Below are 18,242 nucleotides of genomic sequence, written 5' to 3'. Positions count from 1 at the left end.
CCTCTGGTTTATGGTGATCGGCGCCGGCGAAGGCTGCTCGCGATAGAATGATCAATGCACTGCCCCTGTCCGGGCCTCGCAACCCCAACCGTCATATTCGACGCCGCAGAGGATTTCGATCTGGAGGCACTTCTTGGTCAGGGCGCGGATCGATTGTTCATCAACCGGCTGCTCGCATTCGAGGAACAGGAAAAGGTCGCCATCCTCATCCTCCTCGCGGTCCAGTTCGACGAAGCCGAACTGGCTGGCGATTGTCAACACGCGCTCGAAATCCTTCGAGCTGCCCTTGAAGCTGACGTCGACCGGGCGCGACAAACGCGCCACGTCGCCGTTGGCAGCGAGATTGGCGAGGACTTCCTTGTCCGCCTCCCACTCTGCCGCGAGACGGGCTTCGTCAACCGGGGGCAGGTTGAGGCTCACTTCAGCCCCTCGACGAAGCGCTGGAACAGGTAAAAGCTGTCCTGTGGGCCGGGCGATGCCTCGGGATGATACTGGACGGAAAAGGCTTTCTTGTCCGTCAATTCGATGCCGCAATTGCTGCCGTCGAAGAGCGACACATGGGTCGGCTTCACATTGGCAGGCAACGTGTCGCTGTCCACCGCAAAGCCGTGGTTCATCGAGGTAATCTCGACCAGTCCGTCCGACAGCCGCTTGACCGGATGGTTGGCGCCGCGATGGCCCTGATGCATCTTCACCGTCCGGGCGCCAGCGGCGATCGCCAGCATCTGATGGCCAAGGCAGATGCCAAAGATCGGCTTGTCGGCGTCAAGCAGCTTGCGGATCACGGGCACGGCATATGCGCCGGTCGCGGCTGGATCGCCAGGGCCGTTGGAAAGGAACACCCCGTTGGGCTCCTGCTCCATCACCTGCTCGTAGGTCGCAGTTGCGGGCAGGACGGTGACGCGCGCGCCAGCCCTCACCAGATTGCGGAAGATATTGTTCTTCGCGCCATAATCGATGGCGACGACATGGGGCCGTTCGTCACCGGCTTCATTCAGGCCATAGCCGAAACCCAGCTTCCACACGCCGTCCTTCCACAGGCGGCTTTCCTTGCCCGTCACTTCGATGGCGAGGTCCATGCCTTCCAGGCCCGGCCAGGCGGCGGCCTTCTGCGCCAACGCAGCAAGGTCGAAATTGCCTTCCGGGTCGTGGGCAATGACCACATTGGGCGCTCCCTTCACCCGGATCATGCGGGTCAGCGCGCGGGTGTCGACACCGGCCAGACCGATGCGGCCATTGTCCTTCATCCACTGGTCGAAGGGTTCGACGTTGCGGAAATTGCTGGGTTCAGTCACATCCTGCCGGACAACGCAGCCAAGCGCGAAGGGATTGTCCGCTTCGACGTCATCCAGGTTCGTGCCGACATTGCCGATGTGAGGGAAGGTAAAGGTGACGATCTGGCCCGCATAGCTGGGGTCGGTCATCACTTCCTGATAGCCGGTCATGGCGGTGTTAAAGCAAAGCTCGCCCACCGCATCGCCGACCGCGCCAAAGCCGCGCCCGAATACCGCGCTGCCATCGGCGAAGACCAATACCCCTGTCGCTCCTTTGGGCACGGTGAGGGTCTTGGCATCAGCCATGGTAGTAGCGTCCTTCATGCTTTTGCGGGAACCCGTCTGCAGCGGGTTAAACGGCCGGTCACCTATGCTCGTGAAGCCCCGCGGTCAACCACTGTAAAAAATCTCTTTTCGCATTATATCTGGTCTTTTCCAGCAGAACAGGATTCGTATCGCCATGATTCGCGAGCAGGTTAAGAGCGCCCAGGTCGAAGCCATGAAGGCTGGGGACAAGGAACGCCTGGCCGCCGTGCGCTTGATCATGGCGAAATTGAAGGACCGGGACATCGAATTGCGGACGGCCGCGACCGTGCCGGACGATGATGTGATCGTCGTCGAGGTGTTGCAAAAGATGGCAAAGCAGCGCCGCGAATCGATCGATATGTTCAAGAGCGGCGGTCGCGACGAACTGGCCGCCAAGGAACAGGCGGAACTGGGCGTGATCGAGAGCTTCCTGCCGCAGCAGCTGAGCGAAGATGAGACGCGTACTGCGATCGAGGGCATCAAGGCTGAGGTTGGTGCCGCGAGCGTCAAGGATATGGGCAAGGTCATGGCGGTGCTGAAGGAACGGCACGGGTCGGTGATCGATATGAGCAAGGCGAGCGGGCTGGTGAAGGCGGCGCTTAGCTGACATGAAGAGGCTATGAGCCTCTCCCCCGCCTTCCTTGACGAACTGCGCATGCGGACTTCGCTGTCTACGCTGATCGGGCGGACGGTGAAGGTGCAGAAGGCTGGACGCGAATATAAGGCGTGCTGCCCCTTCCATAATGAGAAGACGCCCAGCTTCACCATCAACGACGAAAAGGGCTTCTATCATTGCTTTGGCTGCGGGGCGCATGGGGATGCGATCCGCTGGATGACGGATCAGCGCGGCCTGCCCTTCATGGAAGCGGTGAAGGAACTCGCGGCGGCGGCAGGAATGGACGTTCCCGCGCCGGACCCGTTCACGGCGCAGCGGGCTGAAAAGGCCAAGGGGCTGCATGACGTCATGGCGGCGGCGCAGGCATTGTTCGAGGAACAGCTGGGCGGGATAGAGGGCAGCGAAGCCCGTGACTATCTTGCCCGTCGGGGCATCAGCGATGCGACGCGGCGTGCCTTTGGTTTTGGATATTCCGCCGAATCCCGGACGAAACTGAAAACCGCGCTGAAGGATTTCGGCGACCCGATGCTGATAGAGGCAGGGTTGCTGATCGATCCGGACTCGGCCGACGACAATGCAACCCAGGCGCGAAAGCGTGAAAGCTACGACCGCTTCCGGGGACGCCTGATGCTGCCGATCCGCGACATTCGCGGACGGGTGATCGCCTTTGGCGGACGCATTCTCGGGGCTGGCGAACCCAAATATCTGAATTCACCCGACACTCCCCTCTTCGACAAGGGGCGGACGCTCTACAATATCGATCGCGCATCGCCCGCCAGCCGCCAAAGCGGACGGGTGATCGTGGTTGAAGGCTATATGGACGTCATTGCGCTGGCCCAGGCAGGTTTTGGCGAAGCGGTCGCACCCCTGGGCACGGCGCTGACCGAGCACCAGATCGAGCGGCTGTGGAAGATGACGGACGTCCCGATCCTCTGCTTCGACGGCGATGCGGCTGGGCAAAAGGCAGCGATTCGCGCTGCGATCCGAGCGCTCCCGCTACTGCGACCCGGCATGAGCCTGGCCTTTGCCACCCTGCCTGCAGGCCAGGACCCTGACGATCTGATCAGATCGTCAGGACCGGCAGCGATGGAGAAGGTCCTGGGTTCTGCCGAACCGCTTGTGGATCGGCTTTGGACGCATGAGCAGAATGCAGCGCCAATTGATACGCCCGAACAGCGCGCGGGCCTGAAACAACGGCTTTCCGCGATAACTGACGCCATCTCGCATCCCGATGTGCGAGCGCATTATGTGCAGATTTTCCGCCAGCGTTACGACGCGCAGTTCTTTGCCCGCCGGGCGGCAAGCGCTGAGCCGCGACATCAGCGCGGCGGCGCGCGCCCCGGCTGGCAGCGTGACCGGCGAGGCCACTGGAAGCCACCCCTGCCCCCCGCCGGCAACGAAGCGCGAGCAATTGGCGCAAGCGGGATGGAGCAGCGACTGTTGCGCGCGGTCCTCGCCAGCCTACTGCGCCATCCCGAGCAGATCGCACTGCACCGCGAGATGCTGTCTGGTCTCCAAATTGCCGATTCGGCGCTTGGCGAGTTGCTCCGCGCGATGGTCGCAGCGTCTTTCACGCAAGAAACAGTTGAAACCGATGGCCTCCTTACCATATTGGGCCAAGGTGAAGTGTATAATATGGCGAAGGGGATGCTCCGGGCCGACACGTTCACATTCACCCCCAACAGGATGACGACCGATTCGGGTCGCGTGCGGCGCGATCTGGAGGAGGCTATTCGGGTGATGGCGCAAGGACCGGAGTTGGAGACGGCGCTGGCGGAAGCCACCAGGCGAGCGAGGGAAGACCTCACCGAGGAGACCTTTGCCGAGCAGCAGCGGATCCATCGGATGAAGATGGATCATGACCAGCGCTTGGCGGAACTGGCGCAGTCCGAAGATATTATTTGATTATCGTCCCGTTCGGGATGATCGAATTAAGGCGAATAAATGGCGAGCAAGGCGACAGGCAAGGGTGCGGGCGAGGATGTGGATACCGGCGATGCGCCGCTTCTTGATCTGAACGAGGCGTCAGTCAAGAAACTGATCGCGCGCGCCAAGAAGCGCGGGTACATCACTTATGACGAGCTGAACGATGCCCTGCCGCAGGATCAGATGTCCTCCGAGCAGATCGAGGACATCATGGCCGCGCTCAACGAAATGGGCGTGAACATCGTCGAGAATGAAGAAGCCAGCGAAGACGGCGACGAACAGCGCGAGCGCGAGGATGCCGAAGACGCCGAGGACGATTCGGGTGACGATGACGGCGCGCCTAAACTTGTCACGGAAAAGAAGAAGGAAACCGTAGATCGCACCGACGACCCGGTGCGCATGTATCTGCGCGAGATGGGCGCCGTCGAACTGCTCAGCCGCGAAGGCGAAATCGCAATCGCCAAGCGGATCGAAGCGGGTCGCGACACGATGATCCTGGGCCTCTGTGAAAGCCCGACGACCTTCAACGCCATCATCGAATGGTCGACCGCACTCAACAATGGCGAAATGCAGCTGCGCGAGATCCTGGATCTCGACGCCATGCTGTCCAAAGATCCTGCCCCCGAGAATCTGGAGGAAGGCGCCGAGGACGACGACGGCGAGATCAGCGAGAAGACCGCAGGCCCCAGCTTCAAGGAAGAGGAGGAGCCCGAGGAGGAGTCGGCTGACTCCGACGAGGAGGAAGACGGCCTGACCGAGCGTCGCGCCCGTCGCGTGGAAGAGGAAGAGGAGGAAGACAACACCCTCTCGCTCGCCCAGATGGAAGAAACTCTCAAGCCGATGGCGCTGGAGAAATTCGCGACCATCACTGAGATTTTCCGCACCTTCTCCCGTGCCCAGGAGTCGCGGATGACCGCCATGGCCAATGGCGAGAGCCTGAGCCAGAAGGCGGAGGACGACTATCAGGAACTGCGCGAGCAGCTGACGGCAGAGGTGGAAAGCGTCCAGTTCCATCAGCAGAAGATCGAATATCTGGTTGATCAGCTTTATGCCTATAATCGGCGCCTGACTGCGCTCGGCGGGCAGATGCTGCGCCTGGCCGAACGGCACAAGGTGAGCCGCAAGGACTTCCTCGATCGCTATGTGAACCACGAGCTGGATGACGGCTGGATGGATCGTGTGTCGGGGATCGACAAGAAATGGGCGGCCTTCGCTGCGGCGGAAGGACGCGCTGTCGATCGCATCCGCGCTGAAGTGAGCGAAATCGCGCAAGCAACGGGTATGTCGCTCGGCGAATTCCGCCGCATCGTCAACATGGTGCAGAAGGGCGAGCGCGAAGCACGTATCGCGAAAAAGGAAATGGTGGAGGCAAACCTGCGTCTCGTCATCTCCATCGCTAAAAAATATACCAACCGCGGCCTGCAATTCCTTGATCTCATTCAAGAAGGGAATATCGGCCTCATGAAGGCTGTCGATAAGTTCGAATATCGGCGCGGCTACAAATTCTCGACCTATGCGACCTGGTGGATCCGTCAGGCGATCACCCGCTCGATCGCGGACCAGGCACGGACGATCCGTATTCCGGTCCACATGATCGAGACGATCAACAAGCTTGTCCGCACCAGCCGGCAGTTCCTGCATGAACAGGGCCGCGAACCGACGCCGGAGGAAATGGCGGAGCGCCTTTCCATGCCGCTGGAGAAGGTGCGCAAGGTGATGAAGATCGCCAAGGAGCCGATCTCCCTCGAAACGCCGATCGGCGATGAGGAGGATTCGCACCTGGGCGATTTCATCGAGGACAAGAATGCGATCATCCCCGTGGATGCCGCGATTCAGGCGAACCTCAAGGAGACCGTGACGCGCGTCTTGGCGTCGTTGACGCCGCGCGAGGAACGCGTCCTGCGCATGCGCTTCGGCATCGGCATGAACACCGATCATACCCTGGAGGAAGTCGGTCAGCAGTTCAGCGTGACACGCGAACGTATTCGTCAGATCGAAGCAAAGGCGCTGCGGAAGCTGAAGCACCCCAGCCGCAGCCGGAAGATGCGCAGCTTCCTCGACCAATAACGCTCCGCGCATGGAGAATTGAACAAAGGGCGGCTCGCGGGTCGCCCTTTTTTTTCGCCGCATAAACCCCTCTTTTACCTCGCATCCCTATGGTGCCGGAAACGGTCGCAATGGCGCTCGGTGACCGCGCAGGGGGTGACGATGAACGAAGCAGCAGCACGCCCGAATCCAGGCGACATATCTCAGGTGATTGAGGCACTCGTCGCTGCGGATGGCACGGCGGCTCATGCTCATGCCAGCAGCGCACGGGCCGGGATGGGGCGCGATGCCGCGCTGACCCCCCAGGACCTTGCCGATGCCGCACATTATCTTTGCCTGCTTCATGGCCGTCACCCTGGCGTGATCGATCATGCCGCGACACGATCAACCGACAGCACGGCCAGAGCCTGGCTGATTCAGGCGGCGGATGGCTTTGCCCGTGAAAGGGCCTATCTGGCGCGGGTGACAGTAGCTGCGGGGCCGGCCCCCAGCACCACTGGGCAGAGTGATTGCGAGGCGATCGTCAGCCAGCAACGGCATGCACTCGACATGTTGGCCCAATCCGACAGACGGGGGTGCGCGATGGGCGCTGCGGTCGCCCTCCTGCTGGATTGGCAGGCCGTGCGCCAAATACTCGACATGGCGGCGATTCGACTCGGCCTGGAGCCCGATATCTGCCATCTGCCAGACCGCAACACGACCTTCAGCCTCGCGGCGGCGACTGGTGGCGACGACGCGACCGATCGGGCGATCCAGTTCGGCGTACGCCAGTTGCTCAGTCAGCAGCGCGGCCTTTGGGACCTGCTACAGGCGCGCGCCGAAATACGGCGGCAGAAATCCTAGGCACAAACGCATTGCGACGCTGGTCCGCTTTCCCTAGTCGGAATGCAGGACAGGAAAGCGAAGCAAGCTCATGCGATTTGAAGGCACGGAAGATTATGTCGCCACCGACGACCTTAAGGTCGCCGTGAACGCTGCGGTGCTGCTGCGCCGCCCGTTGCTGGTCAAGGGTGAACCGGGCACCGGCAAGACAGTGCTGGCGCAGGAGATCGCCAAGGCGCTGAACGCCCCGTTGATCGAATGGAACGTGAAATCCACGACCAAGGCGCATCAGGGCCTGTATGAATATGACGCCGTCGCACGCCTGCGCGATGGGCAACTCGGCGACCCACGCGTTCATGACATCAGCAACTATATTCGCAAGGGGAAGCTTTGGGAGGCCTTTACCTCCCCCACCCTGCCCGTCCTGCTGATCGATGAGATCGACAAGGCTGACATCGAATTTCCCAACGATCTGTTGCAGGAACTCGATAGGATGGCCTTTCATGTGTATGAAACCGGCGAAACGGTCGCCGCCCAGGAAAGGCCGGTCGTCGTCATCACCTCAAACAACGAGAAGGAATTGCCGGATGCCTTTCTCCGGCGTTGTTTCTTTCACTACATCAAGTTTCCCGATCGTGAGACGATGCAAGCGATCATCGATGTGCACTTCCCCGGCATACAGAAGATATTGGTGAACCGCGCACTTGAGATCTTTTACGAGATCCGCGAGGTACCCGGCCTCAAGAAGAAGCCCTCAACCAGCGAGCTGCTTGATTGGCTGAAGCTGCTGCTCAATGAGGACATGCCGTTGGAGGTCCTGCAAGAACGTGATCCGACCAAGGCGATTCCTCCGCTCCACGGCGCGCTTTTGAAGAATGAGCAGGATATCATGATGTTTGAACGTCTGGCGTTCATGGCCAGGCGGCAGGGGCGCTAGAGCATTTTTTAAGCAGGTGGCATCACCTGCTGGCTCGGAAAAGGCGTAAAACCAAAGACATATAGAGCATGGTCCGGTTCAGTATGATCGGATCATGCTCCAGTATCGCCACGACGTTGGCCGGGCGATGCTGCGCCTGACAAGAACGGAGGTTGGACTGTGACTCACCATGCAGGATGCCTTTGTGGCGCCGTTCGTATCACTATTGATGCTGAGCCTTTGGCGGCGCGGATGTGCTGGTGTCGGCTGTGCCAATATCTGGGTGGCGGCTCTGGCACCGTCAATGTTTGCTTCCCTGCCGACAGCGTTCATGCCGATGGCGAAGTGCAATGGCATGAAAGCATCGCTGACAGCGGCAACAGCATGCGGCGCGGCTTTTGCCCACAATGCGGGACCCCGCTGTTCAGCCTTGCCGAATCGCGGCCGCACCTGACTTTTATTCGGGCAGGCGCCCTCGACGATCCGTCGTTGATCGGGCCTGAGGCAGTGATCTGGACCAGCGCCGCTCCCGATTGGGCGCATCTGGACGCAAGCCTGCCTCATTATCCGGCCCAGATTCCTCCGGTCGCGTAAAAGTCCACTTGCGCCCAGGCTGCAATTCGGCTCAACTTTCCCGCTAAATATTCAAAGCCGCGACAAGACGGCGTGAATTGGGAAGGATGTCGATGTTTAAGCCTGTCTTGTCCCTGTTGCCGGTCCTGTTGTTTGCATCAACGCCTGCACCGGTTCATGCCGCCGAAGAGCGTGAAGCCTGGTCGCTAAGCGGCTCCAGCCTGCGTTCCGACGCCGCTGGCATCAGCCTGCCGCAGACGGTTGCCGGGCTCTCCCTTACCAAGAGCGGAGAGGTGTCCAACGGGGGCAAGGGCATTGATAATTACGCACAATATCTGTCGGAAGATGGCGCGATCCAGGCGACGCTATATATCTACCTGCCCAGCTATGCAGATGGTTCACTCGCCGCATATATGACCGATCGCGCGATCATGGAGCGCTTCGGCACGAAAACGCGGCGCACCGCTTACGCAACGGCGCCGGTTGCCGGAAACGCCAACCGCGCAATCCGCGCGGTTTACGATGATGCTGCCGATGGCGCCCTGACCACCGCTGCAGGATTGGTCCATGCCGGACGCTGGCTGGCGAAACTGCGAGTGACCGGTCCGACGGAGCGGCGGAAAGAAGTTCTCGCCGGGCTGGATGGCATGCTGAACGGGCTCCATTTCGATAATCCGCAAAGCGTACAGCCGATCGCGCCAGCGCATTTCACCGCCTGCCCCAGTCGGGATGCCGCGGACGCCACCCTTACGACGCAGGCACCCGAAACGCTCGCCAATGTCGCTGGCACAGGCGAGAAAGCCTCCTTCTGTATTCGCGGACGGGTTCAGACCGCGGATGGCAGCTACGATGTGCTGCAACAGCAAAATGCGCTGAATAACGCCGTGATCATTCCGATCGATGACGCCGGAACCGTAATGGCGTTCGATCCGGCTACTTCCGGCACAGGCTATCAGTTGTCGATTCATTCTGTCGGCCAGACCGAGCTGTTCGGCGTTTATGACCGGATTCCCAGCCCGCGTCAGATCGCTGAAATCATCGACGGAAAAGACCCGCAAACCGCGCAAGCGCGAACGACCGCACATTACGCTGCCAATGGTGAGGTAACGATGCGCCGCACGGATGCGGGTCAGTAAGATCGGTCGGGGACGGACACGCTACGGCAAGGGTCAGATGAGATAACCAACCTCGTACAGGCCCCACCGGCGGCCATCGAACCGCAGCGGCACGAACACGCTCCGCAGCGCGCGATAACGGCCCTCACCCAAGTCCTGCCGATATGTGAAGAGAAAGAAATCCCCATCCCCGTCCAACGCGCGGCGAGTCTGGTTATCCATGAAAATCTGCCGATTGCGGGCATGCTCCATGTTCCAACTGGACGATCCGGGCCGCTGGGGATGGCTGCGCGCAGTGATATGCGTGGGCAAATATCCGTTCATGTCGATGAGGCAGCAGCCCACGATCGCTTCATCCTGCGCCGTCCGCCTGTCCAGCACCGGCTGGATGGCGCGGTCGGCGAAGGCGGTGAACCCATTTTCATATTGTGTCGGGTCGGACCCTGCAATTGGGCGATAATGGGCGTCGAACAAGGCCGATGGAGCCAATTCTCCTGAACCCAGCGCGGCTTGGATCAGGCGCGAAATCTCCTCCGCCCCATCCTCTGCATAACCGATATAGCGGCTGTTGCGGGTAGCATAGCCACCATGAGCCGCCCGGTTGAGCATATCATTCGCCATCCCTTCAAGCTGCTCAAGCTGCGCCTTCGCCACTTCGACACGGCCCGAACTTTCGGCCGCTGACTGGCTGAAGCTGGTAAGCCCCAGACGCAACGCCCCCACATCGGCGTCGGCCTCGTCAGTGCAGGTGACGATGGCGTTTGATCGATCGCCGAATTGGGTCACGAGTGACGCGATTTCCGCCATGGTGACGCTCAATGTGTCGATATGCGCACTGACATCGCGGCCGCGTACGATATTGGCCTCGACCCCGCTGATAAGGTGACGCGCGTCGCGGTCCAACTGGCCCAGCTTGTCGCCGACCGAAGCCGCGGAGTCGCCCGCCTGCCCGGCAAGGCGGCGGATTTCATCCGCGACCACCGCAAACCCCTGCGTTGCTTCGCCCCCTCGTGCCGCTTCGATCGCGGCATTGACGCCAAGCAGCCGGGTCTGGCGGGCAATGGCCCCCAGTTGGTCGGATATGCCGCCCACCGCTTCGATCACGTCCAGAAACTGACGAAGCCGTCCCTCCAGCCCCGTCACATGCTCAACCAGCCCCGCAACCTGCGCCAGCGACTGGGTGATCGCTTCATGCCCTTCGGCGATGATGCGAGCGGCGCGCCGAGAGGTCAGGCTAAGTTCCTGAGCAGCCACGACGCTTTCATTCTGGCTACTGGCCAAAGCCTCCATATTGGACTGGAGCTGACCGAGCCGCACCGAGTCGGCCTGGATGCGCCGCGTAAGTTCTGCAAGGAAGCCGGCAGTTTCGCTGCACTGCAACGCTATGTCCCCGGACCGCTCACCCAGATCAGTCAACAACTGCCCGTTTTCCAATGGTTACCCGCCCTCACAACCTGTCATGGATACTGCCTTATTAAGGATGCAATGCAACACTTAACATTCCGTCAACCATGATGTCGGCGGACCTTGCATCCATCGGCTGGGTATCCGACAAGGGCGGGGTCATGATGCTCAACTTACTCGATGCGCTCCGCGCCGCCGGAATCCCGGTAGGTATTAAGGAACATCTGCTGCTGCTGGAGGCGCTGGACCGCGACGTTATCGGGCAGCGGCCGGAGGATTTCTATTATCTCGCGCGCGCAACCTATGTGAAGGACGAAGGGCTGATCGACCGCTTTGATCAGGTCTTTGCCCAGATTTTCAAGGGCGTATTGGGCACAGAGGGCCTGGACGCGGAAATTCCGGAGGAATGGCTGCGCCTGGTCGCCGAGAAATATCTGAGCGCCCAAGAGATGGAGAAGATCAAGTCGCTCGGCAGCTGGGACGAGATCATGGAGACGCTGAAGAAGCGGCTCGAGGAGCAGAAAGGGCGCCATCAGGGCGGCAACAAGTGGATTGGTACGGGTGGCACCTCCCCTTTCGGCAACGGTGGCTATAATCCCGAAGGCGTTCGGATCGGCGGCGAAAGCCGGCACAAGCGCGCGATCAAGGTATGGGAAAAGCGCGAGTTTCAGAATCTGGACAACAACAAGGAACTGGGCACCCGAAATATCAAGGTCGCGCTGCGGCGTCTGCGCCGCTTCGCGCGGGAGGGCGCCGCCGACGAACTGGACCTGGAAGGCACGATCCGGGGCACGGCACGGCAGGGCTGGCTGGACATTCGCATGCGGCCCGAGCGGCACAATGCGGTCAAGCTACTGCTCTTTCTCGACGTAGGCGGATCAATGGACCCCTTCATTCGGCTGTGCGAGGAGCTGTTTTCAGCGGCAACGGCCGAGTTCAAGAATATGGAGTTCTTCTACTTCCATAACTGTCTGTACGAAGGCGTGTGGAAGGACAATAGCCGCCGGTTTTCGGAACGGATTCCGACATGGGATGTCCTGCACAAATATGGACATGATTATATGGTGATCTTCGTCGGCGATGCAGCGATGAGCCCGTATGAGATCAGCTATCCGGGCGGATCGGTCGAACATATGAACGAAGAACCGGGCGCCGTCTGGATGAGCCGGGTGCTCCACACCTATCCCGCGTCAGTGTGGCTGAACCCGACGCCCCGGCAACATTGGGACTATAGCCAATCGACGCGGATGATCCGCGAGATTATGAACGAACGCATGTATCCTCTGACGATCGAAGGCATTGACGACGCCATGCGCGAACTGACGCGCAAGCGCTGATCAGGTCCCGGGGCGGGGCAACCACTTCGCGGCGAAAAGCGCCAGCGCCAGGGTCCAGCCAGTCGCACCCCATAATGGATCGACCGGCAGAACGGCGTGAAGAAAGGCCGCCATCAACGCCCCGGCCATCAATCCCGTCCACAGTAGCGCATAAGGCAGCCAGCCTGTCCGGTCTCCACCGACCAGCGCATTGCCGATGCCCTGTCCCAGCTTTACCAGCGTGCCGGTCATATAGGTAACTCCGATACTGACTTCCTTGTCGCGCAGGAATACAGCGTTGAGCAGCCCCATGGCGACCACCATCGCAGGCACCGACAGCATCACCCCGCTAGCGCCCAGTCCCAGCAGCATCGCCACCAGCGTTAATAAAACCGGCTTTCTCCATCGTCCGGCGATCCGGGCGACAATCGCGCCCAGCGCCGCCCCGGCGATGAACAGTGCGATAATTAACGCGGCGCGCGCCGCGACACCGCTTCCCTGCACCGTGCCAACAGCCAGCCGCGTTGAATTGCCGCTCATGAACGACACGAAAAAACCGCCAAGCCGCAGAAAACCGATCACATCGACATAACCAGCCAGCGCCGACAGGCCTGCCGCCAGAACCCAGTGTCGCCGATCGTAACGCTTCATGGCCGGAACAGCACCCCGCCAGTCATCGGCGTCGGCGCTCCGGTCGTTCCTGGAAAGCTGATCGGCAATCCTTTGAGACGCCGTACCGCCATATAGGCAAAACCCTGCGCCTCCAGCGCATCGCCGTCCCATCCCAGTTCATCGACGGACATGACGGCGACGCCGGTCCGGCCCGTCAGCATCGCCATCAGCGTGCCGTTGTGCCGTCCGCCACCCCCCACATGAATTGCGGTTGGCCGCTCAGGCAGATGATCGATCGCCCGCGCCACGGCGGCGGCGGTAAAGGCCGTGAGTGTCGCCGCGCCATCCTCCAGATTGAGCCCCTGTACCGCATTGATGCTGAACTGCTCGCGATCGATGCTTTTGGGCGGAGGCAGATCGAACCAGGGATCGGCCATCATCGCCGCCAGTCGTTCCTCGTCCACCTGCCCCGCCGCCGCGCACGCCCCGCCCGCATCATAGTCAGCGTTGACCTGCATCTGCATCCAGTTGTCGATGAGGCCGCTCGCCATCCCGGTGTCGAACGCGATCAGAGTCCCATCCGATCCGATGAAGGTGATATTGGCCACCCCCCCCAGATTGAGCACCACAGTCGGCTTTGCCAACCCTTCAGCAAGCGCCCGGTGATACACTGGCATCAACGGCGCGCCCTGCCCGCCCGCCGCGACATCAGCGCTACGCAGATCGGCCACCACGGGAATCCCGAAAGCCCCGGCCAGCCCCGCTCCGTCGCCAATCTGCCAGGTCCAGCCCCACTCGGGTCGGTGCGCGACGGTATGACCGTGAAAGCCGATCACGCCCACATCTTCTGCGATATGCCCGCTGCGCCCCAGCAGGTCTGCGACCGCCTGCACATGCAGCTCGGTCAGTTCCGCCTCCACCGACGCGACCAGCGGTTCAAAGCCCGGACTCTGCATCGCCATCGCCCGCCTGCACGCCTCGGCCAGCCGGAAGCGGAAGCCGTCATCATAGGGCATGGCGTGAAATTCGACCGCCTGCGCCTGCCCCTCGCCGTCCGTTTCGATCAGCGCGGCGTCGATCCCATCGCGCGATGTGCCGGACATTAGCCCAATTGCCAGCATGGTCGAAAGACTCCGCCTCTTTTACAGTCGCAACCGCAATGCTACAGGCGCGCGCCATGAGCAACTATCAGTCCGATCTACTCCGCCTGCTCGAAACGCGCGGCTACATTCACCAGCTGACCGATGCGGAGGGGCTGGACGCGCTCGCCGCCAGGCAGGTGGTGCCGGGCTATATCGGTTTCGATCCGACTGCGCCGTCGCTGCATGTCGGGCATCTGGTGTCCATCATGATGCTGCGCCAGTTGCAAAAGGCCGGGCACAAGCCGATCGTCCTGATGGGCGGCGGCACCGGCAAGATCGGCGATCCCAGCTTCAAGGACGAGGCGCGCAAGCTGCTGACCACCGACGCCATCGCGGCGAATGTGTCGAGCATCAAGCAGGTGTTCGAACGGTTCCTGACCTTTGGCGACGGGCCGGCCGACGCGATCATGGTCGATAACGCGGACTGGCTCGACAAGCTGGAATATATCCCGTTCCTGCGCGACATCGGGCAGCATTTTTCGGTCAACCGGATGCTGAGCTTCGATTCAGTCAAGATGAGGCTGGACCGCGAACAGTCGCTCAGCTTCCTCGAATTCAACTACATGATCCTCCAGGCATATGACTTCCTGGAACTGTCGCGCCGGTCAGCATGCCGTTTGCAAATGGGCGGGTCGGATCAGTGGGGCAACATCGTCAACGGCGTTGAACTGGCGCGACGCGTCGATGGCACCCATGTGTTCGGCCTCACGACGCCGCTCCTCACCAACGCCGATGGCACCAAGATGGGCAAGACAGTGGGCGGCGCTGTGTGGCTGAACGAGGACCAGCTTTCCAGCTATGATTACTGGCAGTTCTGGCGGAACACGGCTGATGCCGACGTCGCCAATCGCTTGCGCCTGTTTACGGACCTGCCGATGGACGAAGTGACGCGCCTCGCTTCCTTGCAAGGCGCAGAGATCAACGAGGCCAAGAAGATCCTGGCCAACGAAGCGACAGCGCTTTGCCGGGGCGCGGATGCTGCGACGCTGGCAGCCGAGACGGCGCGCAAGACGTTCGAGGAAGGCGCATCAGACGCCAACCTGCCGACCGTGAGCCTGGGCGCGGAGGGTCTGAACATCGTTCAGGGCACGACTGCCCTGGGCTTTGCGGCATCCAACAAGGAGGTCCGGCGCAAGCTTTCCGAAGGCGCGATCCGGGTGAACGGCGAAGTGGTCAGCGACCCGGCCCTGACTTTGAAGCCAGGGGACAAGGTCAGCTTCGGCGCAAAGAAACATGGATTAATAACCGACTGAATTTATACGAAGTTAAAACAGCATTAAGCATATCCCTTAAGAAGTAAGCGACCGTTTCAACCGTACGTTTCATTCATGTCTTCGGTGCTCGCCAGCCTCGCTCAGGTCGCCCGTTCGCGGGATCCTTCCATCAATCAGCGCCGCGCAGCGCGCGTGTTGGTGGATATGGTCAGCCATATCACGGCGCGAGGTCGCACCCACGGCATCAGGGTTATCAACATTTCCGAGCTTGGACTGATGTGCCGGTCCGATGCCGAACTGTCGATCGGCGAGCGCGTGTCGGTGTGGCTGCCGATGATAAAGGACGTTCAGGCGGAGGTGCGCTGGGCTGAGGATGGCCGGGTCGGCATGGAGTTTTGCGCTCCCATCCAGCCGCGGATTTACGAATCGATGCTCTCGCTCATCCCGCCGCGCCAGACGGCTTGGTAAAGGCGTCAGGGAACATTTGTTCCGCCGGGTGAGACTGGCACTCCGTCGCCATGGGCGTGCGGAAGGCCGAACTCAGCCGCTACGGAGCAATCCCACAGCCGCGTCACGCTCGAACAGATAGAGGCACGTCCGCGCAGCTTGGCCTCTCGCTTCGTCGAGCCCGCCGTCTCGGTCAATGAGCAGATGCGCGTCGTCGCGGGCTGCGTCGAGCAGGGCGGACAGATGCTCCGGCGTCGCGATCTTCAGTTGCTGCTCGCCAGACTGACGGGTGCCGAGGATTTCGCCCGCTCCCCGCAACCGCAAATCTTCTTCGGCTATGCGGAAGCCATCATTGGTTTCACGCATCAGGGCGAGACGCGCGCGGGATGTCTCCGACAGCGCACCACCGCGCAAGAGGATGCAGACGCTGTGATTCTGGCCCCGGCCCACCCTTCCTCTCAGCTGATGCAGTTGCGCCAGTCCAAAGCGGTCGGCACCTTCGATGATGATCAGGCTGGAATTGGGCACATCGACGCCAACTTCGATCACGGTGGTGGCGACAAGTATCTGCGTCCGGTTGGCAGCGAACGCCTCCATCGCGGCGTCCTTCTCCGGGCCCTTCATGCGGCCGTGGACCAACCCGACGCGATCGCCGAACCGCATCTTGAGTGTTTCGGCCCGCGCCTCTGCGGCTGCAAGGTCACTCTTTTCGCTTTCCTCCACCAGAGGACACACCCAATAAGCTTGGCCACCGCCTTCGACATGGCGCGCGAGGGCATCGACCACCTCGTCCAGCCGGTTGGCGGACATCACTACAGTCTGAATTGGCTGTCGGCCCGGCGGCATCTCGTCCAGGCGCGAAACATCCATCTCGCCATAATAGGTGAGCGTCAGCGTGCGAGGGATCGGCGTGGCGGTCATCACAAGCAGGTGAGGCGTACGTTCGCCCTTGGCGGCCAGCATCATGCGCTGGGCGACGCCGAAGCGATGCTGTTCGTCGATCACGGCAAGAGCGAGCTTCCTGTAGCGCACGGCATCCTGAAAAATGGCGTGGGTGCCAACAAGAATGTCGATACTCCCGTCCGCCAGACCCATCAACGTGGACTCACGCGCCCTGCCTTTTTCGCGTCCCGTGAGGATGGAGATAGTGACGGGAAGGCCCGATGCCATTCTGCGCAGCGTCTCATAATGCTGCCGTGCGAGGATTTCGGTGGGCGCGAGCAGTGCGCCTTGAGCGCCCGCCTCCACCGTGTTGAGCAGCGCCATCAGGGCGACCAGCGTCTTACCCGACCCCACATCACCCTGGAGCAGCCGGAGCATCGGCACCGGCTGGGCCATGTCGCCTTCAACCTCCCCAAACGCGCGCCGTTGGGCACCAGTGGGCGCAAAGGGCAGTTTCAGCATGGCGCGCAGGCGACCATCCCCAGCAATCGCCAGTCCTCTGCGCTTGCGTGACGACTGGCGAACCAGCATCAGTGCGAGTTGTCCCGCGAAGATTTCGTCGTAGGCGAGGCGCTCGCGCGCTTGCGCGTCGGAAGGATCGGCGTGGATCCGGGTTAGAGCCTCTCGCCAGGAAGGCCAACCCTTCCGCGCCAACAGACTGGGTTCGATCCATTCGAGAAGTTCAGGCGCACGCGCCAGCGCCTGCTCCACAAGGTCGCGCATGCGATTGTTGGTGAGACCTTCGGAAAGACCGTAGACCGGCTCGCGCGCCGGAATGCTGGCGGCTTCTTCCGGCGGCAGGACATAGTCTGGATGGACGATCTGAAGATTCTCGCCATAGGCTTCCAGCTTGCCGGAGACGAATTTGGGTTCGTTGAGGGGCAGCAGCTTTCTGGGCCAGCCACTATTCTTGCCAAAATAGACCAGTGCGACCGAGTTGCCATGTCTGTCCTGCGCAATGACGCGAAAGGGCGCGCGTGTACTACCCGAGGCCCGATAATCGACGGGGGTGAGTTCGACGCCGATCACTCGCCCGGAATCGCCAATCGCAAGCTCGTTCACCATGCGGCGATCGACGAAGCTGACCGGCAGGTGAAAGGCCACATCGACTACGCGCGCAAGCCCCAGTCGCTCCAGCGGCTTGGCGAGCGCAGGGCCTACGCCTTTCAGTGCTTCGATTTCGGCGAAGAGTGGGTTGAGGATATCTGGGCGCATGTCTATCTGACGGCATCTAGCCCAGCCGGGACGGTGGTTCAAACATCCGATCGGCAATTTCGGCATGTCCGGCCAAGGAACAAATTGTGAACGAAGATCCCCGCATTCGCCGCCTGCAATTTCGCGCCTGGCACCGCGGCATAAAAGAAGCGGATCTGGCGGTGGGCGGATTCTTCGATCGCTATCACGACACCTGGAGCGAGGAAGAAATTCAGTGGTTCGAGCGCTTCATGGATGAACAGGATGCGGACATCATGGCTTGGGCGATGGGGACTTTGCCGGTTCCAGCCGAGTGGCAGGGACCAATGTGGGACAGATTCGCCAAGCTGGATTTTGTCGAGATCGGGAAGAAATAG

Annotated in this window: 17 protein-coding genes; 11 read left to right on the top strand and 6 right to left on the bottom strand. The window is 61.2% G+C overall.

From position 1 onward, the window contains the following. Positions 1-51: 51 nt before the first annotated feature. Complete coding sequence (locus tag K663_RS06875) at positions 52-420, bottom strand: ribonuclease E inhibitor RraB (RefSeq protein WP_062115783.1); 369 nt, start codon at positions 418-420, stop codon at positions 52-54. Next, positions 417-1,580 carry a glutamine-hydrolyzing carbamoyl-phosphate synthase small subunit gene (carA, locus tag K663_RS06870; RefSeq protein WP_062115780.1) on the bottom strand — a complete coding sequence of 388 codons (1,164 nt, stop codon included), beginning with the start codon at positions 1,578-1,580 and terminating at the stop codon, positions 417-419. The genes K663_RS06875 and carA overlap by 4 nt, the downstream gene beginning before the upstream one ends. 154 nt (positions 1,581-1,734) lie before the next feature. Between carA and K663_RS06865 the strand changes: the two genes are divergently transcribed. From K663_RS06865 to K663_RS06835, 7 genes are all read left to right on the top strand, one after another. After that, the gene (locus tag K663_RS06865) at positions 1,735-2,187 is read left to right on the top strand and encodes a GatB/YqeY domain-containing protein (RefSeq protein ID WP_062115777.1); all 453 of its coding nucleotides are present in this window, start codon (positions 1,735-1,737) and stop codon (positions 2,185-2,187) included. A gap of 12 nt (positions 2,188-2,199) precedes the next feature. Then, positions 2,200-4,101: a DNA primase gene (gene dnaG, locus K663_RS06860; RefSeq protein ID WP_062115774.1), complete on the top strand. Its 1,902-nt coding sequence runs from the start codon at positions 2,200-2,202 to the stop codon at positions 4,099-4,101. A gap of 39 nt (positions 4,102-4,140) precedes the next feature. After that, the gene (rpoD, locus tag K663_RS06855; RefSeq protein WP_062115771.1) at positions 4,141-6,189 is read left to right on the top strand and encodes an RNA polymerase sigma factor RpoD; all 2,049 of its coding nucleotides are present in this window, start codon (positions 4,141-4,143) and stop codon (positions 6,187-6,189) included. Positions 6,190-6,330: 141 nt separating this feature from the next. Beyond that, a complete protein-coding gene (locus K663_RS06850) occupies positions 6,331-7,011 on the top strand; it encodes a DUF6975 family protein (protein WP_062120507.1) in 681 nt (226 codons plus the stop codon). A gap of 70 nt (positions 7,012-7,081) precedes the next feature. Beyond that, positions 7,082-7,927, top strand: a complete 846-nt coding sequence (locus K663_RS06845; RefSeq protein ID WP_062115768.1) for an AAA family ATPase — start codon at positions 7,082-7,084, stop codon at positions 7,925-7,927. A 159-nt stretch (positions 7,928-8,086) separates the two neighbouring features. Continuing rightward, the gene (locus tag K663_RS06840; RefSeq protein WP_062115765.1) at positions 8,087-8,500 is read left to right on the top strand and encodes a GFA family protein; all 414 of its coding nucleotides are present in this window, start codon (positions 8,087-8,089) and stop codon (positions 8,498-8,500) included. Positions 8,501-8,592: 92 nt separating this feature from the next. Then, positions 8,593-9,615, top strand: coding sequence for a hypothetical protein (locus K663_RS06835; protein ID WP_062120504.1), 1,023 nt, complete (start codon positions 8,593-8,595; stop codon positions 9,613-9,615). Positions 9,616-9,648: 33 nt separating this feature from the next. Here K663_RS06835 and K663_RS06830 read toward each other — a convergent pair whose 3' ends face one another. Next, the gene (locus K663_RS06830) at positions 9,649-11,013 is read right to left on the bottom strand and encodes a methyl-accepting chemotaxis protein (protein WP_201026685.1); all 1,365 of its coding nucleotides are present in this window, start codon (positions 11,011-11,013) and stop codon (positions 9,649-9,651) included. Between the two features lie 146 nt (positions 11,014-11,159). Here K663_RS06830 and K663_RS06825 point away from each other — a divergent pair, with 146 nt between their 5' ends. Then, positions 11,160-12,335, top strand: coding sequence for a vWA domain-containing protein (locus K663_RS06825; protein WP_062120502.1), 1,176 nt, complete (start codon positions 11,160-11,162; stop codon positions 12,333-12,335). On the opposite strand, the gene K663_RS06820 is transcribed toward K663_RS06825, so the two are convergent. Together K663_RS06820 and K663_RS06815 are read right to left on the bottom strand one after the other, a co-directional pair. Further along, positions 12,336-12,965 carry a YoaK family protein gene (locus tag K663_RS06820; RefSeq protein ID WP_062115759.1) on the bottom strand — a complete coding sequence of 210 codons (630 nt, stop codon included), beginning with the start codon at positions 12,963-12,965 and terminating at the stop codon, positions 12,336-12,338. After that, complete coding sequence (locus tag K663_RS06815) at positions 12,962-14,047, bottom strand: anhydro-N-acetylmuramic acid kinase (RefSeq protein WP_062115756.1); 1,086 nt, start codon at positions 14,045-14,047, stop codon at positions 12,962-12,964. The genes K663_RS06820 and K663_RS06815 overlap by 4 nt, the downstream gene beginning before the upstream one ends. 56 nt (positions 14,048-14,103) lie before the next feature. Here K663_RS06815 and tyrS point away from each other — a divergent pair, with 56 nt between their 5' ends. Continuing rightward, entirely contained in the window at positions 14,104-15,321 is a 1,218-nt protein-coding gene (tyrS, locus tag K663_RS06810) for a tyrosine--tRNA ligase (RefSeq protein WP_062120499.1), read from the top strand. Positions 15,322-15,396: 75 nt separating this feature from the next. Continuing rightward, positions 15,397-15,750: a PilZ domain-containing protein gene (locus K663_RS06805; protein WP_062115753.1), complete on the top strand. Its 354-nt coding sequence runs from the start codon at positions 15,397-15,399 to the stop codon at positions 15,748-15,750. A gap of 72 nt (positions 15,751-15,822) precedes the next feature. Here the strand turns inward: K663_RS06805 and recG are convergent, their stop codons facing one another. Continuing rightward, positions 15,823-17,886, bottom strand: coding sequence for an ATP-dependent DNA helicase RecG (gene recG, locus K663_RS06800; RefSeq protein WP_062115750.1), 2,064 nt, complete (start codon positions 17,884-17,886; stop codon positions 15,823-15,825). Between the two features lie 86 nt (positions 17,887-17,972). On the opposite strand from recG, the gene K663_RS06795 reads away from it, so the two are divergent. Beyond that, entirely contained in the window at positions 17,973-18,242 is a 270-nt protein-coding gene (locus tag K663_RS06795) for an FAD assembly factor SdhE (RefSeq protein ID WP_062115745.1), read from the top strand.

The organism is Sphingobium sp. MI1205 (genome assembly GCF_001563285.1).
GTDB lineage: Bacteria > Pseudomonadota > Alphaproteobacteria > Sphingomonadales > Sphingomonadaceae > Sphingobium.
The sequence above is the reverse complement of the archived record's forward strand: the minus strand, read 5'-3'. Positions and strand labels throughout refer to the sequence as shown.

What these genes read in the sequence shown, in the direction of transcription:
- K663_RS06815 (WP_062115756.1), bottom strand. Translation starts at nt 14,047, where the DNA reads ATGCTGGCAATTGGGCTAATGTCCGGCACATCGCGCGATGGGATCGAC.
- K663_RS06825 (WP_062120502.1), top strand. Translation starts at nt 11,160, where the DNA reads ATGATGCTCAACTTACTCGATGCGCTCCGCGCCGCCGGAATCCCGGTA.
- K663_RS06805 (WP_062115753.1), top strand. Translation starts at nt 15,397, where the DNA reads ATGTCTTCGGTGCTCGCCAGCCTCGCTCAGGTCGCCCGTTCGCGGGAT.
- rpoD (WP_062115771.1), top strand. Translation starts at nt 4,141, where the DNA reads ATGGCGAGCAAGGCGACAGGCAAGGGTGCGGGCGAGGATGTGGATACC.
- K663_RS06835 (WP_062120504.1), top strand. Translation starts at nt 8,593, where the DNA reads ATGTTTAAGCCTGTCTTGTCCCTGTTGCCGGTCCTGTTGTTTGCATCA.
- tyrS (WP_062120499.1), top strand. Translation starts at nt 14,104, where the DNA reads ATGAGCAACTATCAGTCCGATCTACTCCGCCTGCTCGAAACGCGCGGC.
- recG (WP_062115750.1), bottom strand. Translation starts at nt 17,886, where the DNA reads ATGCGCCCAGATATCCTCAACCCACTCTTCGCCGAAATCGAAGCACTG.
- K663_RS06820 (WP_062115759.1), bottom strand. Translation starts at nt 12,965, where the DNA reads ATGAAGCGTTACGATCGGCGACACTGGGTTCTGGCGGCAGGCCTGTCG.
- K663_RS06850 (WP_062120507.1), top strand. Translation starts at nt 6,331, where the DNA reads ATGAACGAAGCAGCAGCACGCCCGAATCCAGGCGACATATCTCAGGTG.
- dnaG (WP_062115774.1), top strand. Translation starts at nt 2,200, where the DNA reads ATGAGCCTCTCCCCCGCCTTCCTTGACGAACTGCGCATGCGGACTTCG.
- K663_RS06845 (WP_062115768.1), top strand. Translation starts at nt 7,082, where the DNA reads ATGCGATTTGAAGGCACGGAAGATTATGTCGCCACCGACGACCTTAAG.
- carA (WP_062115780.1), bottom strand. Translation starts at nt 1,580, where the DNA reads ATGGCTGATGCCAAGACCCTCACCGTGCCCAAAGGAGCGACAGGGGTA.
- K663_RS06865 (WP_062115777.1), top strand. Translation starts at nt 1,735, where the DNA reads ATGATTCGCGAGCAGGTTAAGAGCGCCCAGGTCGAAGCCATGAAGGCT.